A 16,660-nucleotide genomic window follows, 5' to 3' on the forward strand; every position below is an offset into this window, starting at 1 on the left:
GCGTCGGAGAACTACGTCACACGACGGAGCTGACTACGCCCGTTCGGAGCAGTGTCCGGTCGCAGTATGTGCTGCCCGGGCTGCGATCAGCCGCCGCAGCATCCACCGCCGCAGCAGCCCCCGCCGCCGGCCGGGGCCATCGCGGGCCGTGCCGGGCCGCCGGACCGGCCGCCCAGCGCGATCGTGGAGAGCAGCTTGACGGTGTCCGCGTGCCCGTGCGGGCAGTCCGCCGGGTCCGCGGACGCGGCCATCGGCCGTTCGACCTCGAACGTCGTGGCGCACTCGCGGCAGCGGAACTCGTAGCGCGGCATGCCCGGATCCTACGACGCCCACCCCCCTCGGCCCCAGGCCTCGCGGTCCTCGGTCGGCTCCCGCTCCGGCTCCGCCCGGGGCCGCGTGCCGTCCGGGCGGAGCGGGGCCGGACGGGTGTCAGCGGCTGCGCAGCAGGCGCACCGAGCGGGGCGGCAGCACGACCGTCGCGCCCGCCTCCACCGGCGCGGTGTCGGCGGGGGTGCCGTCCGGCGTCGTGGAGTCCAGGACCGGGTCGAAACCGTGCTCGGCGGGCAGTACGCAGTCGACGGGCTCGTCCCCGGCGTGCAGGGCCAGCAGCCAGTAGTCGGCCAGCAGCACGACCAGGGTGCGGCGGCCGCCGTCGTGCCAGTCGCCGGGCTCCATCGGGCGCCCGGACGGGTCCCACCAGAGGACCTCGCCGTCGACGTAGAACTGGTCGCGGTGCAGGACCGGGGACTCACGGCGCAGCGCGGCGACGCGGCCGGTGAACGCCTCCATCGCGGTGGTCTCGTCGGTGGTGGTCCAGTCGACCCAGGACGTCTCGTCGTCGCGGCAGTAGGCGTTGTTGTTGCCGCCCTGGGTGCGCCACCGCTCGTCGCCGCCGGTGATCATCGGGGTGCCGATCGACAGCAGCAGGGTCGCCATCATCGCCCGGGCGGTGGCGATGCGGGCGGCGCGGACGCCCGCATCCTCGGTCTCGCCCTCGACGCCGTGGTTCTGCGAGCGGTTGTCGTCGGTGCCGTCGCGGTTGTTCTCGCCGTTGCCCTCGTTGTGCTTGCGCTCGTAGGACACCAGGTCGCGCAGGGTGAAGCCGTCGTGCGCGGTGACGAAGTTGACCGAGGCCCACGGCCGGCGCCCGGACAGCTGGTAGATGTCGGAGCTGCCGGTCAGCCGCGACGCCAGCTCGGCCACGCCGCCGTGGCCCCGCCAGAAGTCGCGCACCGCGTCGCGGTAGCGACCGTTCCACTCCGACCAGGCGACGCCGAACCCGCCGACCCGGTAGCCCTCGCCGGTCGCGTCCCACGGCTCGGCGATCAGCTTGGTCGTCGACAGCGTCGGGTCCTGCGCGATCGCGGTCAGCAGTGCGGAGTCCGGTGAGAACGGACCCGAGCGGGGCCGGCCCAGCACCGAGGCGAGGTCGATCCGGAAGCCGTCGACGCCGTAGGCGTGCACCCAGTGCCGCATGGCGTCGCACACCAGCCGGATCACCGTCGGGGAGCCGGCGTCGAGGGTGTTGCCGGTGCCGGTGATGTCGGCGTCGTGCCCGGACCCGCCCAGCGAGTAGTACGCCCGCGCGTCCAGGCCGCGGTAGGACAGCGTGGTGCCGCCGACCCCGCCCTCACAGGTGTGGTTGGGGACGATGTCGAGGATGACCTCGATCCCGGCCGCGTGCAGGGTGTCGACCAGGTAGCGGAACTCGGCCACCTCGTTGCCGGGGTCCGAGGCGTAGCCGGCGTGCGGGGCGAGGAACCCGAGCGTGGCGTAGCCCCAGTAGTTCGACGCGCCCCGCTCCAGCAGCGGCGGCTCGGGCGCGTTGGCCTGCACCGGCAGCAGCTCGACGGCCGTCACCCCGGTCCGCTGCAGCTGCGCGATCACCGCCGGGTGGGCCAGGCCGAGGTAGGTGCCGCGGTGCGCCTCGGGCACCTCGGGGTGCAGCCTCGTCCAGCCGCGCACGTGGATCTCCGAGACCACCGTCTCCGACCACGGCACGTCCGGGCGGGTCGGGCGCGGTGCGGCGTCGGTGGAGGTGACGACCGACAGCGGTACCGAGCCGAGCGAGTCGACGGTGCTCGGCCGGCCCGACATCGGGTCGCCGTCCCACCCGCGGGCGGCGACGACGTCGGTCACCCGGCCGGTGATCCGCGCGGCGTAGGGGTCGACGAGGATCTTGTGCGGGTTCGCCCGCAGACCGTCGAACGGCCGGTAGGGCCCGTGCACCCGGTAGCCGTAGCGCTGTCCGGGACGCACCCCGGGGACGTGGCCGTGCCACACGCCGAAGGTGTGCTCGCGCAGCTCGACCCGGCGCTCGGTGAGCTCCCCGCCGTCGGCGTCGGAGCCGTCGACCAGGCAGACCTCGACGGTCTCCGCGCTGGTCGTGGCGACCGCGAAGCGGGTCCCGTGGTCGTCGGGGTGGGCACCGAGAGGGAAGACAGGCACGGTCGGCCAGGATAGGGGGGTGACTTCGCCCCGAACCCCGTCCGCGCCCGGCGTCACAGACATCCAGGACGAGGACCTGGTCATCGGTATGGACGGCGCCACCGTCCGCCGCGGTGACACCACCCTGCTCGACGCCGTCGACTGGCGGGTCGAGCTCGACGAGCGCTGGGTCGTGCTCGGCCCCAACGGCGCCGGCAAGACCACCCTGCTCCGCCTGGCCGGCGCCGAGCTGCACCCGACCTCCGGCGCGGTGTACGTGCTCGGCGAGCGGATGGGCCGGGTCAACGTGTTCGAGCTCCGGACCCGCATCGGCCTGACCTCGGCGAACCTGGGCGTGCGCATCCCCGGCGACGAGATCGTCTCCGACGTCGTGGTCTCCGCCGGCTACGGCGTGCTCGGCCGCTGGCGCGAGGAGTACGAGACCGACGACACCGGCCGCGCCGGGCAGCTGCTGCACCAGCTCGGGATGGGCCCGCTCGCCGGGCGTGCCTACGGGACGCTGTCGGAGGGCGAGCGCAAGCGCACCCTGATCGCCCGCGCCCTGATGACCGACCCGGAGCTGCTGCTGCTCGACGAGCCCGCCGCCGGGCTGGACCTGGGTGGGCGGGAGGACCTCGTCACCCGGCTCGCCGACCTCGCGGACGACCCGTACGCGCCGGCGTCGGTGCTGGTCACCCACCACGTCGAGGAGATCCCGCCGAACTACAGCCACGGGCTGCTGCTGCGCGACGGGCGGATCGTCGCCGCGGGGCTGCTCGACGAGGTGATGACCGGCGACGCGCTGTCGGAGACCTTCGGGCTGCCGCTGACCGTCGAGCGCCGCGCGAGCGGCCGGTTCACCGCCTACCGCCGCGCCTGACCACCCCGTCCCACCCGGTGCGGCGACCTGCCACCACCCGCGGCGACCGTCGCGCGGGTCGCCGCGCGCCGGGACGGGGCGCCGGGCCGCGCCGCCCGGTGCGGGGGCGGATCACAGCGTCCGGGGATCGCGGGGCGGATAGGGTCCGCTCCGTGACCGAATTCGTGAGCCTGTCCGTGGACGACGGCGTCGGGACGATCCGGATCGACCGGCCGCCGATGAACGCCCTGAACCGCCAGATCCAGGGCGAGCTGCTGGAGGTGGCCGACGAGGCCGCCACCCGCGCCGACGTGCGTGCCGTCGTCGTGTACGGCGGGGAGAAGACCTTCGCCGCGGGCGCGGACGTCAAGGAGATGGCGTCGATGTCCTACTCCGACATGGCGCCGCAGGCGCGGCGGCTCTCCGCCGGGCTGGGCGCGATCTCCACCATCCCGAAGCCGACCGTCGCCGCGGTGACCGGCTACGCCCTCGGCGGCGGCCTGGAGGTCGTCCTCGGCGCGGACCGCCGCATCGCCGGCGACAACGTCAAGCTCGGCTTCCCCGAGATCCTGCTCGGCATCTTCCCCGGCGGCGGCGGCACCCAGCGCGCCGCACGGCTGATCGGACCCTCCCACACCAAGGACCTGATCTACACCGGCCGCATGGTCAAGGCCGACGAGGCCCTGGCTATCGGCCTGGTCGACGAGGTCGTGCCGGCCGACGAGGTCTACACCCGCGCCGTCGCGTGGGCGCGGCAGTTCACCGCGGGCCCCGCCCTGGCCTACGCCGCGGCGAAGAAGGCCGTCGACAACGGCCTCGACACCGACCTGCGCACCGGCCTGGACATCGAGTCGGAGCTGTTCGCGGGCGTGTTCGCCACCGACGACGCGAAGGCCGGCATGGCCAGCTTCGTCGAGAACGGCCCCGGCAAGGCCACCTTCACCGGCCGCTGAGCCGCACCGCTCCCCGCCCGGCTGACCGACCCGCCCGGGCGGGGAGCAGGTCGGTCGCCGTGTTCTGCAAAACTCCTACTCATGAGTTCGGACCCGGCGCCCACCCCGCACGCCACCGCCGAGCAGGTCGAGGCGGCCTGGCACGACCCGAAGCTCGCCAACGTGCTCTACCACGACTGGGAGGCGGGCACCTACGACGGGAAGTGGTCGATCAGCTACGACGAGCGCTGCATCGACTACGCCGCGGGCCGGTTCCGTGCCGCGGCCCCGTGGGACGGCCGCCCCTACCTGCGCGCGCTGGAGCTGGGCAGCGGCACCGGGTTCTTTCTGCTGAACCTGATGCAGGCCGGCGTCGCCGATCGCGGCGTCGTCACCGACCTGTCCCCGGGCATGGTCTCCGCCGCCACCCGCAACGCCGAGCACCTCGGGCTGGAGGTGGAGGGCGCCGTCGTCGACGGTGAGCACATCCCGTTCCCCGACGACAGCTTCGACCTCGTCGTCGGCCACGCGGTGCTGCACCACATCCCCGATGTCGAGGCCGCGTTCCGCGAGGTCCTGCGGGTGCTGGAACCGGGCGGGCGGTTCGTGTTCGCCGGCGAGCCGACCACCGTCGGCGACGCCTACGCCCGCAGGCTCGGGCAGTGGACCTGGAAGGCCACCACCACGCTGACCCGGCTCGGCCCGCTGCAGGGGTGGCGCCGCCCGCAGCACGAGCTCGACGAGTCCTCCCGCGCCGCCGCGCTGGAGTCGGTCGTCGACATCCACACCTTCGACCCGGCCGACCTGGAGCGCACCGCGACCCGGGCCGGGGCCGAGGGTGTGCGCGCCTCCACCGAGGAGTTCGCCGCGGCCATGCTGGGCTGGCCGGTCCGGACCTTCGAGGCGGCCGTCCCGCCCGGCAAGCTCGGCTGGAACTGGGCGATGTTCGCCTACCACGGCTGGCAGCGGCTGTCCTGGCTCGACGAGCACGTGCTGAACCGGGTCGTGCCGCGCAGCTGGTTCTACAACGCCCTGATCACCGGTACCAAGCCGAGATGAGCGTTCGGCCCCGGCGCGGCGCGTTGTCGGTCGGCATGGACGACGTGGAGCACCCGCTGGAGCCGTTCTGGCGCGGCGTCATCGCCTACCGGCTGCTGACCCTGCTGACCGTCGTCGGGGTGACGCTCTACCACCTGCGCACCGGCTACGAGCATCCGCTCGCGGCGGTCGGCGTACTCGTCCTGATGGCGGTGTGGACGGCGGTGACCTCCTGGGGCTACCTGGGCGGGCTGCCGGGTGCGCCGGACCGGCGCGGCCGGCTCGCGCTGGTCGACCTCGGGGTGTGCGTCGCGATCATGGCGACGACGCCGCTGGTCGTGCGCGCCGCCCACCTCGACGACGGCGGCCCGGGCATGGGGTCGATCTGGACCTCCGGCGCGGTGCTGGCCTGCGCGGTCGCGTTCCGGATCACCGGCGGCGTGCTCGCCGCGCTCGTCGTCTCCGTGGCACTGGTGCTGTCCAAGCAGCGCTTCGGCGTGCTGGAGCTGGGGGACATGCAGCTGCTGGTGCTGGCCGGGCTGACCGTCGGGTTCGCCGCGCACGTGCTGGAGCGCACCGCGGCCCGGCTGCGCCGTCTCGTCGCCGAGCAGGCCGCCACCGCCGAGCGCGAGCGGCTCACCCGGGCCGTGCACGACGGCGTCCTGCAGGTGCTGGCACACGTCCAGCGCCGCGGTGCCGAGCTCGGCGGCGGTGCGACGGAACTCGGGGTGCTGGCCGGTGAGCAGGAGACCGCGCTGCGCGCCCTGCTGGCCGGGCCGGGCACGACCGACGCGTCCGGGCGCCGTGACGTCGCCGCGGCCCTGCGGATCCTCGCCTCGGACCGGGTCACCGTCTCCGCCCCCGGACGGCCGGTGGAACTGGCCGCCCCGGTCGTCGACGAGGTGGAGGGGGCCGTCCGGGCCGCGCTCGCGAACGTCGCGCTGTACGCCGGCCCGGACGCGCGCGCCTGGGTCCTGGTCGAGGAGCTGCCCGGGGTGGTCGAGATCAGCGTCCGCGACGACGGCCCCGGCATCCCCGACGGCCGGCTCGCCGAGGCCGAGGCGCAGGGCCGGATGGGGGTGTCCCGCTCGATCCGCGGCCGCGTCGGCGACATCGGCGGGACACTGACGCTGGACACCGGACCGGACACCGGGACCGAATGGGTCATCCGGGTCCCCAGGGAGGACACATGAGCATCCGGGTGATGGTCGTCGACGACCACCCGATCTGGCGGGAGGGCGTCGCCCGCGACCTCGCCGAGCGCGGCCTCGACGTCGTCGCGACGGCCCCGGACGCGCCCGCGGCCGTCCGGATCGCGACGGCCGTCCGGCCGGACGTGATCCTCATGGACCTCAACCTGGGCGCGACCTCCGGGGTGGACGCGATCGCCGCCATCGGGCAGCAGAGCCCGGACAGCCGGGTGCTGGTGCTGTCCGCCTCGGGAGAGCACGCCGACGTGCTGGAGGCGGTCAAGGCCGGTGCTCTGGGCTACCTGGTGAAGTCGGCCGGGGTCGACGAGCTGCTGGAGGCGATCCGACGTACCGCCGACGGGGTCGCCGTGTTCACCCCGGGGCTGGCCGGGCTGGTGCTGGGGGAGTACCGGCGGCTCGCCGACACCCCGCGCACCGCCGACGGCGCCCCGGCCGTCCCGGCCCTCACCGAACGGGAGACCGAGGTGCTGCGCCTGGTGGCCAAGGGCATGACGGCCAAGCAGATCGCGGCGAAGCTCGTGGTCTCGCACCGGACCGTGGAGAGCCACGTGCAGAACACCCTGCGCAAGCTGCAGCTGCACAACCGCAGCCAGCTCGTCCGCTATGCGATCGAGCAGGGGCACGCCGACTGAGCCCGCCCGGGAGCGACGAGGTGTGTTCCCTGCGGTGAGCGGGCGCAAACGGTAACGGGGGACACCCCCATCACGAACAGGTCACGGGACCCGGCAGACTCGGAGCAGCCCCCCGTCGCGCCACCCCCGGAGACGCCTGTGACCGACCCGAGCGCGCTGATCGGGTACCTGCTCGAGAGCCCCTGGCTGGTGCCCCTGCTGGCCGTCGCGGTGATGTGCGACGGACCGTTCCCGTTCCTGCCGAGCGAGCCGGTGCTGTTCAGTGCCACGGCGGCTGCGCTGGCCGACGGTGACCGGTGGCGGATCGTGGCCCTGTTCGGTGCGGCGGTGGTCGGCTCCCTGCTCGGTGACGCACTGCTCTACGGGGTCGGGCGCAGCTCCCACTCGGTCGTCCGGGACCGCGGCCGCGGCGACGGGGTCGGCGCCTGGGTGCACCGGCACCTGCACCGCCGCCCGGTGGCGGCGCTGGTCGCGACCCGGCTGCTGCCCGGAGGGCGGCTGGCGGGGGTGTCCGCGGCCGGCCGGGTCCGGCTGCCGCTGCGCGCGTTCCTGCCCGCGACCGTCGCCAGCGCACTCGTGTGGAGCACCTGGATGACCGGCATCGGTGTGCTGGTCGGGCCGATCACGCACGGCAACCCGCTGATGTCGGTGCTCGCCGGGTTCGTCCTGGCGGCACTCGTCGCGACCGCGGCCGCCGCGGCCAGGGCGTTGCTGCGGCTGCGCCGCCCCGCCGTCGCGGTCTGAGGTCCGCGGGGCGTCCGCGTCCGGCCGGCCCGTTCCGCACGGTTCGACCCGCCTGCGGTGTTGCGGCACATGGCAAGCTGGGCCGTCCGGAGGAACGGGGCGGGGAGAACTGCAGACGTGCACGACGACGGCGGCCGGATCTCGGCGGTGGTGGTGGGGCGGCCGGTGGTGCCGCCGGGGGTCGACGTCGTGGCCCGCGTGCCGCCCGCGCCGGCCGGGAGTGTCGCGGCCGCGGTCGACCGGGCCCGTCCCGATCTGGTCCTGGTCGACCTGGCCGGCCCGGAGGGTGCGGCGCCCGCGGTGATCGCCGCGGTGCTCGCCCGCGTCCCGGACGCGGCGGTGCTCGCCGTCGCCGACGGGGTCGCCGACCACGCCCGGGTCCTCGACGCGGTGCGCGTCTTGCGACCGGGGTCGCGACCGGTGCGGACCCCGCGGAGCTGGCCGTCGTCGCCGCGGAGGCGGTGGCGGGGCGGCCCGCGTTCTCACCGGGCCTGGCCGATGTCGTCCTGGAGTCGGTCGCGACGCCCGCGCACGCCGTGCCGGAGCTCAGCCCGCGCGAGTCCGAGGTGCTGCGGCTGGTCGTCGAGGGGCTGACCGCGCGGCAGATCGCGGCCCGGCTGGTGCTGTCGCCCCGCACGGTGGAGAACCACGTGCAGCGGCTGCTGCGCAAGTTCGAGGTGCCCGGCCGCGCGGCACTGGTGCGGCACGCCATCGAGTACGGGCTCGCCTGAACCGTCGTTTGTACGTTCCTACGTTCCTACGTATCTACGTACTATCGTCGTATGGCCGATCTCGACGCCCGGCTGCGCGCGGTCGAACGCGCCGTCGCGGACCTGCAGGACGCCCTCCGCCCGGCCGGTGATGACACCCCGGCGGCGACCCCGGACGACGCCCTGTGGGCGCTGACCGAGCTGGAGGCCCGCAGCCCCGGTGCGGTGCTGATGGCGGGCAGCGTGGCGGTCCCCGGCGCGGGCGCGGTCCGCTGGCAGTACGCCCGCCCCGGCGAGACCCTGCTCGACGCCGACTGGTCCGAGCTCAGCGGCACCCTCGACGCGCTCGCCCATCCCGCGCGGCTGGCGATCCTGCAGCACGTCCTGGGCGGGGTGCACAGCACCGCGCAGCTGCTGGAGCAGCCCTCGGTCGGCACGACCGGGCAGCTGCACCACCACCTGCGCCAGCTCGTCGCCGCAGGGTGGCTGGCCTCGACCCGGCGCGGCCACTACGAGGTGCCGGCCGCCCGCGTCGTCCCGCTGCTGGTCACCGTCCTGGCGGCGCACCGGTGAGCGGGCCCGCGCCGACCACCACCGCGTCCACCGCGTCCACCGGGACGGCCGGACGCCGGATCGGGGTCGTCGCCGCCGCCGTCGCGGCGCTGGCGGTGCTCGTCGGGGCGGTCGCCGGCCCCGAGCGGCAACGGCTCGGGCCGCAGACCTCCGGCGACGCGGCCCTCGCCGACCGGGTCCGCGCCGCCGCGGGCGGGCACGACGGGTACCGGTCGCTCGCCGTCGCCGAGATCACCCCGACGACGGTCACCACCGCCGGGCTCGGTCCCGCGGACGGCGGGGCCCCCTTCGAGATCGGGTCGGTCACCAAGACGTTCACGGCCGCGGTGTTCGCCGACGCCGTGACCCGCGGCGAGGTGCGTCCCGACGAGCCGCTCGAGCGCGCGCTGCCGGAGCTGGCGGGCACCCCGGCGGGCGCGGTCACGCTCGCCGCGCTCGCCCAGCACCGTTCCGGGCTGCCGCCGCTGGGCGCGACCGCGGCCGCCCGGGCCCCGGCGGCGTCGGCGGCGAACCTGAACCCGTACTCCTCGACGACCACCGCGCAGCTCCTCGACGACGCCCGCGCCGCCCCGGTCGACCCGCAGCAGCCGCCCACCTACTCCAACCTCGGGGTCGCGCTGCTCGGGACGGCCCTCGTCCGCGCGGCCGGGGCCGAGGACTACCCGGCGCTGATCGCGGACCGGATCACCGGCCCGCTCGGGATGACCTCGACGACCTTCGCCCGCACCGGTGCGCAGGTCCCGGACACCGCGGTGCCCGGGCACCGGGACAACGGCCGCCCCGCGCCCCGCTGGGTGGGCGAGGGCTACCTGCCCGCGGGGAGCTCCACGTTCTCGACCGTCGACGATCTCGCGCGCTGGGCGCAGGCCCAGCTCACCGGCGTCGCACCGGGGACCGGGGCGCTGACCCCGACCGCGCAGGACGCCCCCGGGACCGCGATCGGCTGGATCTGGGTCACCGGTGCGGCCACCGGTGCGGACGGCGCCCGGCACCCCTACGTCTGGCACAACGGCGCGACCGCGGGGTTCAGCAGCATGCTCGCCCTCGACCGCGACGGCGGGCGCGCCGTCGTCGTGCTCGGCGACACCACGGCCGGGGTCGAGCCGGTCGCCCGCACCCTGCTGTTCGGCACACCCCCCGCCGGCGGCGGAGCGGACCTCCTCGCGTGGGTGCCGGTCGCGATCGCGGCGCTGTTCTCCCTGTTGGCGCTGCGCCGGGCGGTGCGGGAGGGGGCGCTGCTACCGATCGCCGACGGTCTGCTGACCGCGGTGTTCGGGCTGGTGCTGCTGTGGAACCGGGGACCGGGGCCTCGGTCGGGGGCTGGGTGTGGGGGCTGGCGCTCGCCCCGGCCGCGACGGCGCTGGTGGTCGCCGTGCTGCGGGGCCGCGGGCTCCCGCTCCGCCCGCCCGCACGCGTCGGTACGGCCTGGGCGGGGCTCGGGTTCTCGGCGGTGCTGGTCGCGGTGGCGGTGTGGGCGGGCTGAGTCCGGGGTCCGGCCCTGCGGGAGCGGCGCCCGGCTACCGGGGCGCGGTGAGCCGGGCCAGTACGGCGTCGAGCACGGCCGGCACGTCCGGCGCGGACAGCACGTCCACCGGGCGGGTGCCCGGCTCGGCGGGCACGGTCGCCCCCGGGCCGGCCCGAACCCGGTGTCCACGGCCAGGGCGGTCGGGGTCGGGACGAGCGATCCGGGCGCGACGCACTCCAGCAGCGCCGTCGCATCGTGCAGGGCGACGGCGTCGCGGCCGTAGCGCTCCCGGTAGAACCGCATGTACGGGGCGATCATCGCGGCCAGCTCGGCCCCGACGGGATCGGCGTCGGCGAGCGCCGCGACCCATTCCGGTCCCGCGGCGCAGCCCAGCGTGGTCTCCAGCGGCACCAGGGCGACCGGTACGGAGCCCGCCCCGGGGTCCTGGGCGAGGACGCGGTGGGCGGCCTCCGGATCGGCGTGGACGTTGAACTCGGCGGCGCCGGTGACGTTCCCGCCGCCGATCGCCCCACCCATCACGACCACCCGCTCGATCCGCTCCGCCAGGTCGGGACGGGCGGCCAGCAGAATGGCGGTGTCGGTGAGCGGGCCGATCGAGGCGATCGTGACCGGCTCGGTCGCCTCCTCGAGCACCCGTGCCATCAGCGCGACCCCCGCCCCGGGTACCGGTGCGACCGGGTCGGGCAGCGAGGTGGCGCGCCCGCCGAGCCCGTCGGAGCCGTGCACGTGCCCGGCCCGCCGCTCGAGGCGGTGCACCAGCGGACGGGCCGCTCCGGGTGCCAGCGGGACCTCCGGCCGCCCGGCGAGGGCGAGCAGCCGTCCCGCGTTGGGCAGGGTGGCGTCCAGGCCGACGTTGCCGAAGGTGGCGACGACGGCCCGGACGTCCACCTCGGGACTGCGCAGGGCCAGGACGAGCGCGACGGCGTCGTCGACACCGGGGTCGGTCGAGATGATCAACGGGCGGGGCACACCGGCGAGCCTACGACCGGCTCGCCGGGGCGATCACTCGCTGCGGGTCGGCTCGTCCTCGTTGTCGGCCTCGACCTCGCGGGCGGCCGCTCCGGTGGCTCCGGAGTCGTCGGTGGTCGTGTCGGGCCGCGGGTTGCCTGCCTTGTCGGTGTCGGCGCGGGAGGTGCCGCCGCCTCCGGAGGTCAGCTCGTCGGTACCGACGTCGGTGCCGTCGTCGGGCTGGCGGTGCTCGCTCACGGGCGGGCCTCTCGGGTGGGGGACGTGGTCCCGCCGGAGGTACCCGCCGTCGCCGGGGCGCACACGCCTAGTCTCTGCCGGGTGCGACGTCCGCCGATCCCCGACGCAGACCCGGAGCAGGTGAAGCTGTTCAGCCTCACCTCGCTGCGCTGGGTCCTGCGCCACCGTGCGTACAGCCCCTGGTACCTGCGGCGCTACTGGCGGCTGGCGAAGCTGCGGCTGCGGCACCCGCACGTCGTGCTGCGCGGCATGGTGTTCCTGGGCCGGGACGTGACCATCGAGGCCCGTCCCGGTTTCGGGCGGCTCGAGATCGGGCGGTGGGTGCACATCGGCGACGGCACCGCCCTGCGCTGCCACGAGGGCTCCATGCGGATCGGTGACAAGGTCGTCTTCGGCCGGGACAACACCGTCAACTGCTACCTCGACGTCGAGATCGGCGCGACGACGCTGGTCGCCGACTGGGTCTACGTCACCGACTTCGACCACCGCACGGCGGACGTCCGGCGCCCGATCAAGGACCAGGGCATCGTCAAGTCCCCGGTCCGGATCGGCGAGGGCTGCTGGCTCGGGGTGAAGACCTCGGTCCTGCGCGGTACCCGGATCGGCCCGGGCAGCGTCCTCGGGGCGCACGCCGTCGCGCGGGGGGACATCCCCGCCGAGTCGATCGCCGTCGGGACCCCGGCCCGGGTGGTGCGGGACCGGCGGGCCGACTACGAGGCCGCCGCCGCCGAGCGCGCCGCCGTCGCCGACATGGCCCGCAAGGCCGACCGCGCCCTGCAGGCCCGGCTCGACCGGGCCTGAGCGGGCTCAGGGGTCGAACAGGTTCCCGGTGGGGATCTTCGGCCGCGGCAGCTCACGCGGTCCGGCGGCGGTGGCGCGGGCGTAGATGCGGGCGGTGTGACCGGCGATCACCGGCCAGGCGAAGTCGGTGCGCAGCCGGGCGCGCGCGGCGCGGGCCCGGCGGCGTGCGGCGGCCGGGTCGGCCAGCGCACGGTCGACGGCGTCGGCGATCCCGGGGACGTCGCCGGGGGCGAAGCCCAGGCCGGTCTCGCCGTCGCGGACCAGCTCGCCCAGGCCCCCGGCGGTCGAGGCGACCAGCGTCGCGCCGACCGCGGCGGCCTCCAGCGCGACGATCCCGAACGGCTCGTAGCGGCTCGGCAGCACGACGGCGTCGGCGCCGCGTAGCAGGGCGGTCAGCTCGGCGTCGGGGAGGTGCCCGAGGAAGGTGACCGAGCGTTTCACCCGGTGCTCGGCCGTGCGCTCGAGCAGCATCTCCCGCTGGGTCCCGGACCCGGCGACGAGGAGCCGGGTCCCGCGGTGCCGCCGTCGGATCCGGGGCAGCGCCGCGATCAGGTCCTGGACACCCTTCTCGTACTCCAGGCGTCCGAAGTAGACGATCCGCGGCCCGTCGCCGACGGGCGCGGTCGCGGCGGCGCGGGACCGCCAGCGCCGGAGGTCGATGCCGTTGTGCACCACGTGCACGGCGGCCGGGTCGAGGTCGTGCAGCGACGAGACCTCGGCCCGCATCGCCCCGGAGCAGGTGATGACCTCGTCCGCGCGCTGGGCGAGCCACCACTCGGTGGAGTGCACCTGCCGGTTCAGCGGCCCCGGCAGCCAGCCGGAGTGCCGGCCGGCCTCGGTGGCGTGCATGGTCGCGACCAGCGGGACACCGAGGGCGTCGGCGAGCGCGATCGAGGGGTGCGCGACGAGCCAGTCGTGGGCGTGCACGACGTCCGGCCGCCAGCCGGGCAGCAGCGCGGTCAGTGCGTGGCGCAGCATCGCGTGCCCCATCGCGAGGGTCCAGGCGACCAGGTCGGCGGCGAACTCCAACTCGGGCGGGTCCTCGGCCACCCGCAGCACCCGCACGCCGTCGACCATCCCGGCGCGGGTCGGGTGGGTCTCGTCGTCGGTGCCGGTGGGTGCGCGGGACAGCACGACGACCTCGTGCCCGGCCGCGACCAGCTCGCGGGACAGCGCGTGCACGTGCCGGCCCAGCCCGCCGACGACGACCGGCGGGAACTCCCAGCTGACCATCAGCACCCGCATCGCTAGATCCTGACAAACGCCGGACCGGCGGTAACCCCCGGGGCGTCGTGTCGCCGCCCGGCCGCACCGCCGCCCCGTCGCGGCTCCGCCCGATGACGGCCTCACCCGCGCGGGGGGCCGCCGTGCTCCCCGGGCCCGGGCCCGGAGCGGCTGCTGCAGGCAGGTTGCCGACGGCGTGACCGCGCGGCACCGCACGACCGCGTCACGCACCCGCACTGGGCACCCGCACTGGCGCTGCGCACCCGCACTGGCACTGGCACTGCAGACCGGCGCTCACCCGCTGAGTGGGACCGCCCCCGCGTACGACCGCGCCGAGCCCGCGCCCGTCGCTCTCGGCCCGGATTCCGGGGATGCCAGGTCGCGAAATCTGCTTACCGGGTAAGCGAATTCGCCACAGCACAGTGCCCTGGCGATCCGGCGACTCGGCGATCCGGCGGACCGGCGGACCGGCGGACCGAGGTCCTCCCAGCCAGGCGGCCCGGCGGCCGGTCGGAGCGGCGAGGCGGCCCGGCGGCCCGGCGGCGCCGTCGTCTGCCGCGAGCCGGGCCTCGGACTCAGCTCCCTCCGAGCCCCCGCGCGTCCACGTGCCCGAAGGTCGGCAGCGGCGCGTCCGCCCAGGCCTCGACCCGGCGTTCCGCGGCCCGCCTGCGCCCGGCGCGCAGCAGCCCGGACAGCTCCGCCACCCGTCCGGCGTGCAGGGCGGCGCGCGAGCGGGCGTACCCGGCCGCGGAGTCCTTGCTGACCATGAAGGCCCAGTCGCTGGACAGCGCGTGCAGCGCCTGGTCGGCCAGCAGATCGGCCAACGGGTTCCGGACCGGCCCGGGGAGCGGGGCGGCGAGCAGGTCCTGCTGCACCGCGGCGTTCGTCGCCACCAGGTCGGCGACCTGTGGGCCGGCCCAGACCCGCCAGTCCTTGCCCGAGCCCCACGACGAGTCGCGCAGGTCGACCGGGTCGCCGACCAGACCGTCGTCGACGGCGTCGCCGAGGGTGCGTACGGCGACCCCCGCCCCGGGGAGCCGGCGCAGCACGGCGGCCAGCCAGGCAGGCCCCTCGTGCCACCAGTGCCCGAACAGCTCGGTGTCGAACGCGGCGACGGTGAGCGCCGGTCGCCCGTGCTCGGCACGCAGCGCGCTCAGCCGGGCGACGACGGTGTCGACGAAGTCCGCGGCGTCCCGCTCGACCGCGCGGGCGGCGAGCGCGGGGTCGTAGGGCTTCTTGCGCTCGGTCGGCACCCGGCGCCCGGTGACCCGCGCCGGTTTGAGGCCGGACTCGTGGTCCCAGGTGTGGAAGTCGCGGTACTCCGCGGAGCCGGGGTAGCCCTTGCGGGGCGACCAGACCCGGTAGGTGACCTCCAGGTCGCGGCCGACGCACACGACGTCGGAGGTCCCGACGGGCCGGGCGAACGCGGTGTCGCCGCGGAGCGCAGGGCCGTCGACCAGGAAGCGGCGCACCCCGGCGGTGGCGTACTCGTGCTCCATCCCGGGTGCGAAGCCGCACTCGGGTGCCCAGATCCCGGCCGGCCGGGTGCCCAGGCGCAGCGCGTGGTCGTCCAGGCCCGCCCGCAGCGAGAACGCCCGCACCCGCGGGTCGAGCAACGGCTGGAACGGGTGCGCGGCCGGCCCGCCCAGCAGCTCGACGGCACCGGAGTCGCGCAGCCCCCGCAGTGCGGGCGACCCGCCGTGCCGCCAGTGCCGCTCGAACTCCGCCGTCGCCGCGGTCGACACCCGGTGCTCGTGCGCGGCCAGGTCCGGCAGCCGGGTGGCCGCCGAGTGCGCGCGCAGCGTCCACCCGCCGAGCCAGTCGTGCATCCCGCGCAGGCAGTGCGGGTCGTCGAGCTGGGCGGCGAGCACCGGGGTCACCCCGAGGGTGGCGAGACCGGTACGCCCCTCCTCGGCCAGCTCCCGCAACGTCGCGACGACGGGCAGGTAGGAGTGCGCCCAGGACTGGTAGAGCCACTCCTCGCCGACCGGCCACCGGCCGTGCCGGGCCAGCAGTGGCAGGTGCGAGTGCAGGACCAGGGAGAACGTCCCGACGGGCGTGCCGGTCACGGCCGGGTCGCCGTGACCAGCAGGTCCAGCGAGGCGTCCAGGTCGGCGTCGTCGCCCGTGCGCAGCACGAAGTCCGAGCACCGCACCCCGGCGACGTCGGCGGCCAGCGCGTGCGGCCACGGCGCGCCGGAGAGCGCGAGCGCGGTCTGCGCCTCGATCAGGCCGCCGTGGCGGGTGTCGAGCTCGCGCAGCCGCGGCCCGTGGTGGAGACCCTGCACGACGACGTGGCCGAACCCGGCGTCCTCCACCATGCCGGCCAGCTCGCGGGGGTCGAGCTCGCGGGTGTGGAACGGGTTGAGCGGGGTGTCGCGGCAAGGGGAGAAGGTGATGCGGTTCGGCGTCGACACCATCAGCCTGCCGCCGGGGCGCAGCACCCTGCGGCACTCGCCCAGGAACCGTTCCTGCTCCCAGAGATGCTCGATGACCTGCAGCGACACGACGACGTCGACGGAGCCGTCGGGGACCGGCAGCGCCACCAGGTTGGCCCGGGCCACCCCGACCCGGGGGTAGCGGGCCCGGACGTGGGCGACCGTCGTCGCGTCGTAGTCCAGGGCCAGCACCGAGCGGGCGGCCCCGGCGAGCAGGTCGGCGCCGTACCCCTCGCCGCAGCCCGCCTCCAGCACGGCGAGGCCCGAGCAGTCGGCGGCGATCGACGCGTAGACCACCTCGTGGCGGCGGAACCAGTAGTTCTCGTGGCTGACGCCCGGGACGGTGCGCTCTCCGGTGAGGGGCAGGCTGCTGGTCACCC

At 75.8% G+C, this 16,660-nt stretch carries 16 protein-coding genes and 1 pseudogene; 10 read left to right on the forward strand and 7 right to left on the reverse strand.

Features of this window, described 5'->3' with window-relative positions:
* Nucleotides 1-86 precede the first annotated feature (86 nt).
* Together KPF47_RS17625 and glgX are read right to left on the reverse strand one after the other, a co-directional pair.
* The gene (locus KPF47_RS17625) at nt 87-311 is read right to left on the reverse strand and encodes a zinc ribbon domain-containing protein (RefSeq protein ID WP_224389826.1); all 225 of its coding nucleotides are present in this window, start codon (nt 309-311) and stop codon (nt 87-89) included.
* A gap of 118 nt (nt 312-429) precedes the next feature.
* A complete protein-coding gene (glgX, locus tag KPF47_RS17630) occupies nt 430-2,448 on the reverse strand; it encodes a glycogen debranching protein GlgX (RefSeq protein ID WP_224389827.1) in 2,019 nt (672 codons plus the stop codon).
* Between the two features lie 88 nt (nt 2,449-2,536).
* Here glgX and KPF47_RS17635 point away from each other — a divergent pair, with 88 nt between their 5' ends.
* The 9 genes from KPF47_RS17635 to KPF47_RS38860 all read left to right on the forward strand — a co-directional run bounded on the left by KPF47_RS17635 (nt 2,537) and on the right by KPF47_RS38860 (nt 10,874).
* Nucleotides 2,537-3,307 carry an ABC transporter ATP-binding protein gene (locus tag KPF47_RS17635; protein ID WP_224389954.1) on the forward strand — a complete coding sequence of 257 codons (771 nt, stop codon included), beginning with the start codon at nt 2,537-2,539 and terminating at the stop codon, nt 3,305-3,307.
* A gap of 152 nt (nt 3,308-3,459) precedes the next feature.
* Nucleotides 3,460-4,239 carry an enoyl-CoA hydratase/isomerase family protein gene (locus KPF47_RS17640; protein WP_224389828.1) on the forward strand — a complete coding sequence of 260 codons (780 nt, stop codon included), beginning with the start codon at nt 3,460-3,462 and terminating at the stop codon, nt 4,237-4,239.
* A gap of 81 nt (nt 4,240-4,320) precedes the next feature.
* Nucleotides 4,321-5,277: a class I SAM-dependent methyltransferase gene (locus tag KPF47_RS17645; protein ID WP_224389829.1), complete on the forward strand. Its 957-nt coding sequence runs from the start codon at nt 4,321-4,323 to the stop codon at nt 5,275-5,277.
* Entirely contained in the window at nt 5,274-6,449 is a 1,176-nt protein-coding gene (gene macS, locus KPF47_RS17650; protein ID WP_224389830.1) for a MacS family sensor histidine kinase, read from the forward strand. Before KPF47_RS17645 ends, macS begins: the two co-directional genes overlap by 4 nt.
* On the forward strand, nt 6,446-7,099 hold the full coding sequence (locus KPF47_RS17655) for a response regulator transcription factor (RefSeq protein WP_224389831.1): 654 nt from the start codon (nt 6,446-6,448) through the stop codon (nt 7,097-7,099). Before macS ends, KPF47_RS17655 begins: the two co-directional genes overlap by 4 nt.
* A gap of 138 nt (nt 7,100-7,237) precedes the next feature.
* Nucleotides 7,238-7,843: a DedA family protein gene (locus KPF47_RS17660; protein ID WP_224389832.1), complete on the forward strand. Its 606-nt coding sequence runs from the start codon at nt 7,238-7,240 to the stop codon at nt 7,841-7,843.
* Nucleotides 7,844-8,304: 461 nt separating this feature from the next.
* Nucleotides 8,305-8,574: a response regulator transcription factor gene (locus KPF47_RS39715; protein ID WP_224389833.1), complete on the forward strand. Its 270-nt coding sequence runs from the start codon at nt 8,305-8,307 to the stop codon at nt 8,572-8,574.
* Between the two features lie 51 nt (nt 8,575-8,625).
* Nucleotides 8,626-9,126, forward strand: coding sequence for a helix-turn-helix transcriptional regulator (locus tag KPF47_RS17670; RefSeq protein WP_224389834.1), 501 nt, complete (start codon nt 8,626-8,628; stop codon nt 9,124-9,126).
* Between the two features lie 95 nt (nt 9,127-9,221).
* Nucleotides 9,222-10,874, forward strand: coding sequence for a serine hydrolase domain-containing protein (locus KPF47_RS38860; protein WP_374108865.1), 1,653 nt, complete (start codon nt 9,222-9,224; stop codon nt 10,872-10,874).
* Here the strand turns inward: KPF47_RS38860 and KPF47_RS40995 are convergent.
* Both KPF47_RS40995 and KPF47_RS17685 read right to left on the reverse strand, forming a co-directional pair.
* Nucleotides 10,805-11,581 (reverse strand): annotated as a pseudogene (locus KPF47_RS40995) (nucleoside hydrolase); the annotation flags it as partial. The gene KPF47_RS38860 and the pseudogene KPF47_RS40995 sit on opposite strands and share 70 nt — an antisense overlap.
* 33 nt (nt 11,582-11,614) lie before the next feature.
* A complete protein-coding gene (locus KPF47_RS17685) occupies nt 11,615-11,818 on the reverse strand; it encodes a hypothetical protein (protein WP_224389835.1) in 204 nt (67 codons plus the stop codon).
* An 81-nt stretch (nt 11,819-11,899) separates the two neighbouring features.
* On the opposite strand from KPF47_RS17685, the gene KPF47_RS17690 reads away from it, so the two are divergent.
* Nucleotides 11,900-12,619, forward strand: a complete 720-nt coding sequence (locus KPF47_RS17690) for an acyltransferase (RefSeq protein WP_224389836.1) — start codon at nt 11,900-11,902, stop codon at nt 12,617-12,619.
* A 6-nt stretch (nt 12,620-12,625) separates the two neighbouring features.
* On the opposite strand, the gene KPF47_RS17695 is transcribed toward KPF47_RS17690, so the two are convergent.
* The 3 genes from KPF47_RS17695 to KPF47_RS17705 form a co-directional block, all read right to left on the reverse strand.
* Entirely contained in the window at nt 12,626-13,864 is a 1,239-nt protein-coding gene (locus KPF47_RS17695; RefSeq protein WP_224389837.1) for a glycosyltransferase family 4 protein, read from the reverse strand.
* A 554-nt stretch (nt 13,865-14,418) separates the two neighbouring features.
* Nucleotides 14,419-15,912 carry a 1,4-alpha-glucan branching protein domain-containing protein gene (locus tag KPF47_RS17700; protein ID WP_224389838.1) on the reverse strand — a complete coding sequence of 498 codons (1,494 nt, stop codon included), beginning with the start codon at nt 15,910-15,912 and terminating at the stop codon, nt 14,419-14,421.
* A complete protein-coding gene (locus tag KPF47_RS17705) occupies nt 15,909-16,658 on the reverse strand; it encodes a bifunctional 2-polyprenyl-6-hydroxyphenol methylase/3-demethylubiquinol 3-O-methyltransferase UbiG (RefSeq protein ID WP_224389839.1) in 750 nt (249 codons plus the stop codon). The genes KPF47_RS17700 and KPF47_RS17705 overlap by 4 nt, the downstream gene beginning before the upstream one ends.
* Between the last annotated feature and the right edge of the window lie 2 nt (nt 16,659-16,660).

The organism is Pseudonocardia sp. ICBG1293, assembly GCF_020131355.1.
In the GTDB taxonomy this organism is placed as follows: domain Bacteria; phylum Actinomycetota; class Actinomycetes; order Mycobacteriales; family Pseudonocardiaceae; genus Pseudonocardia.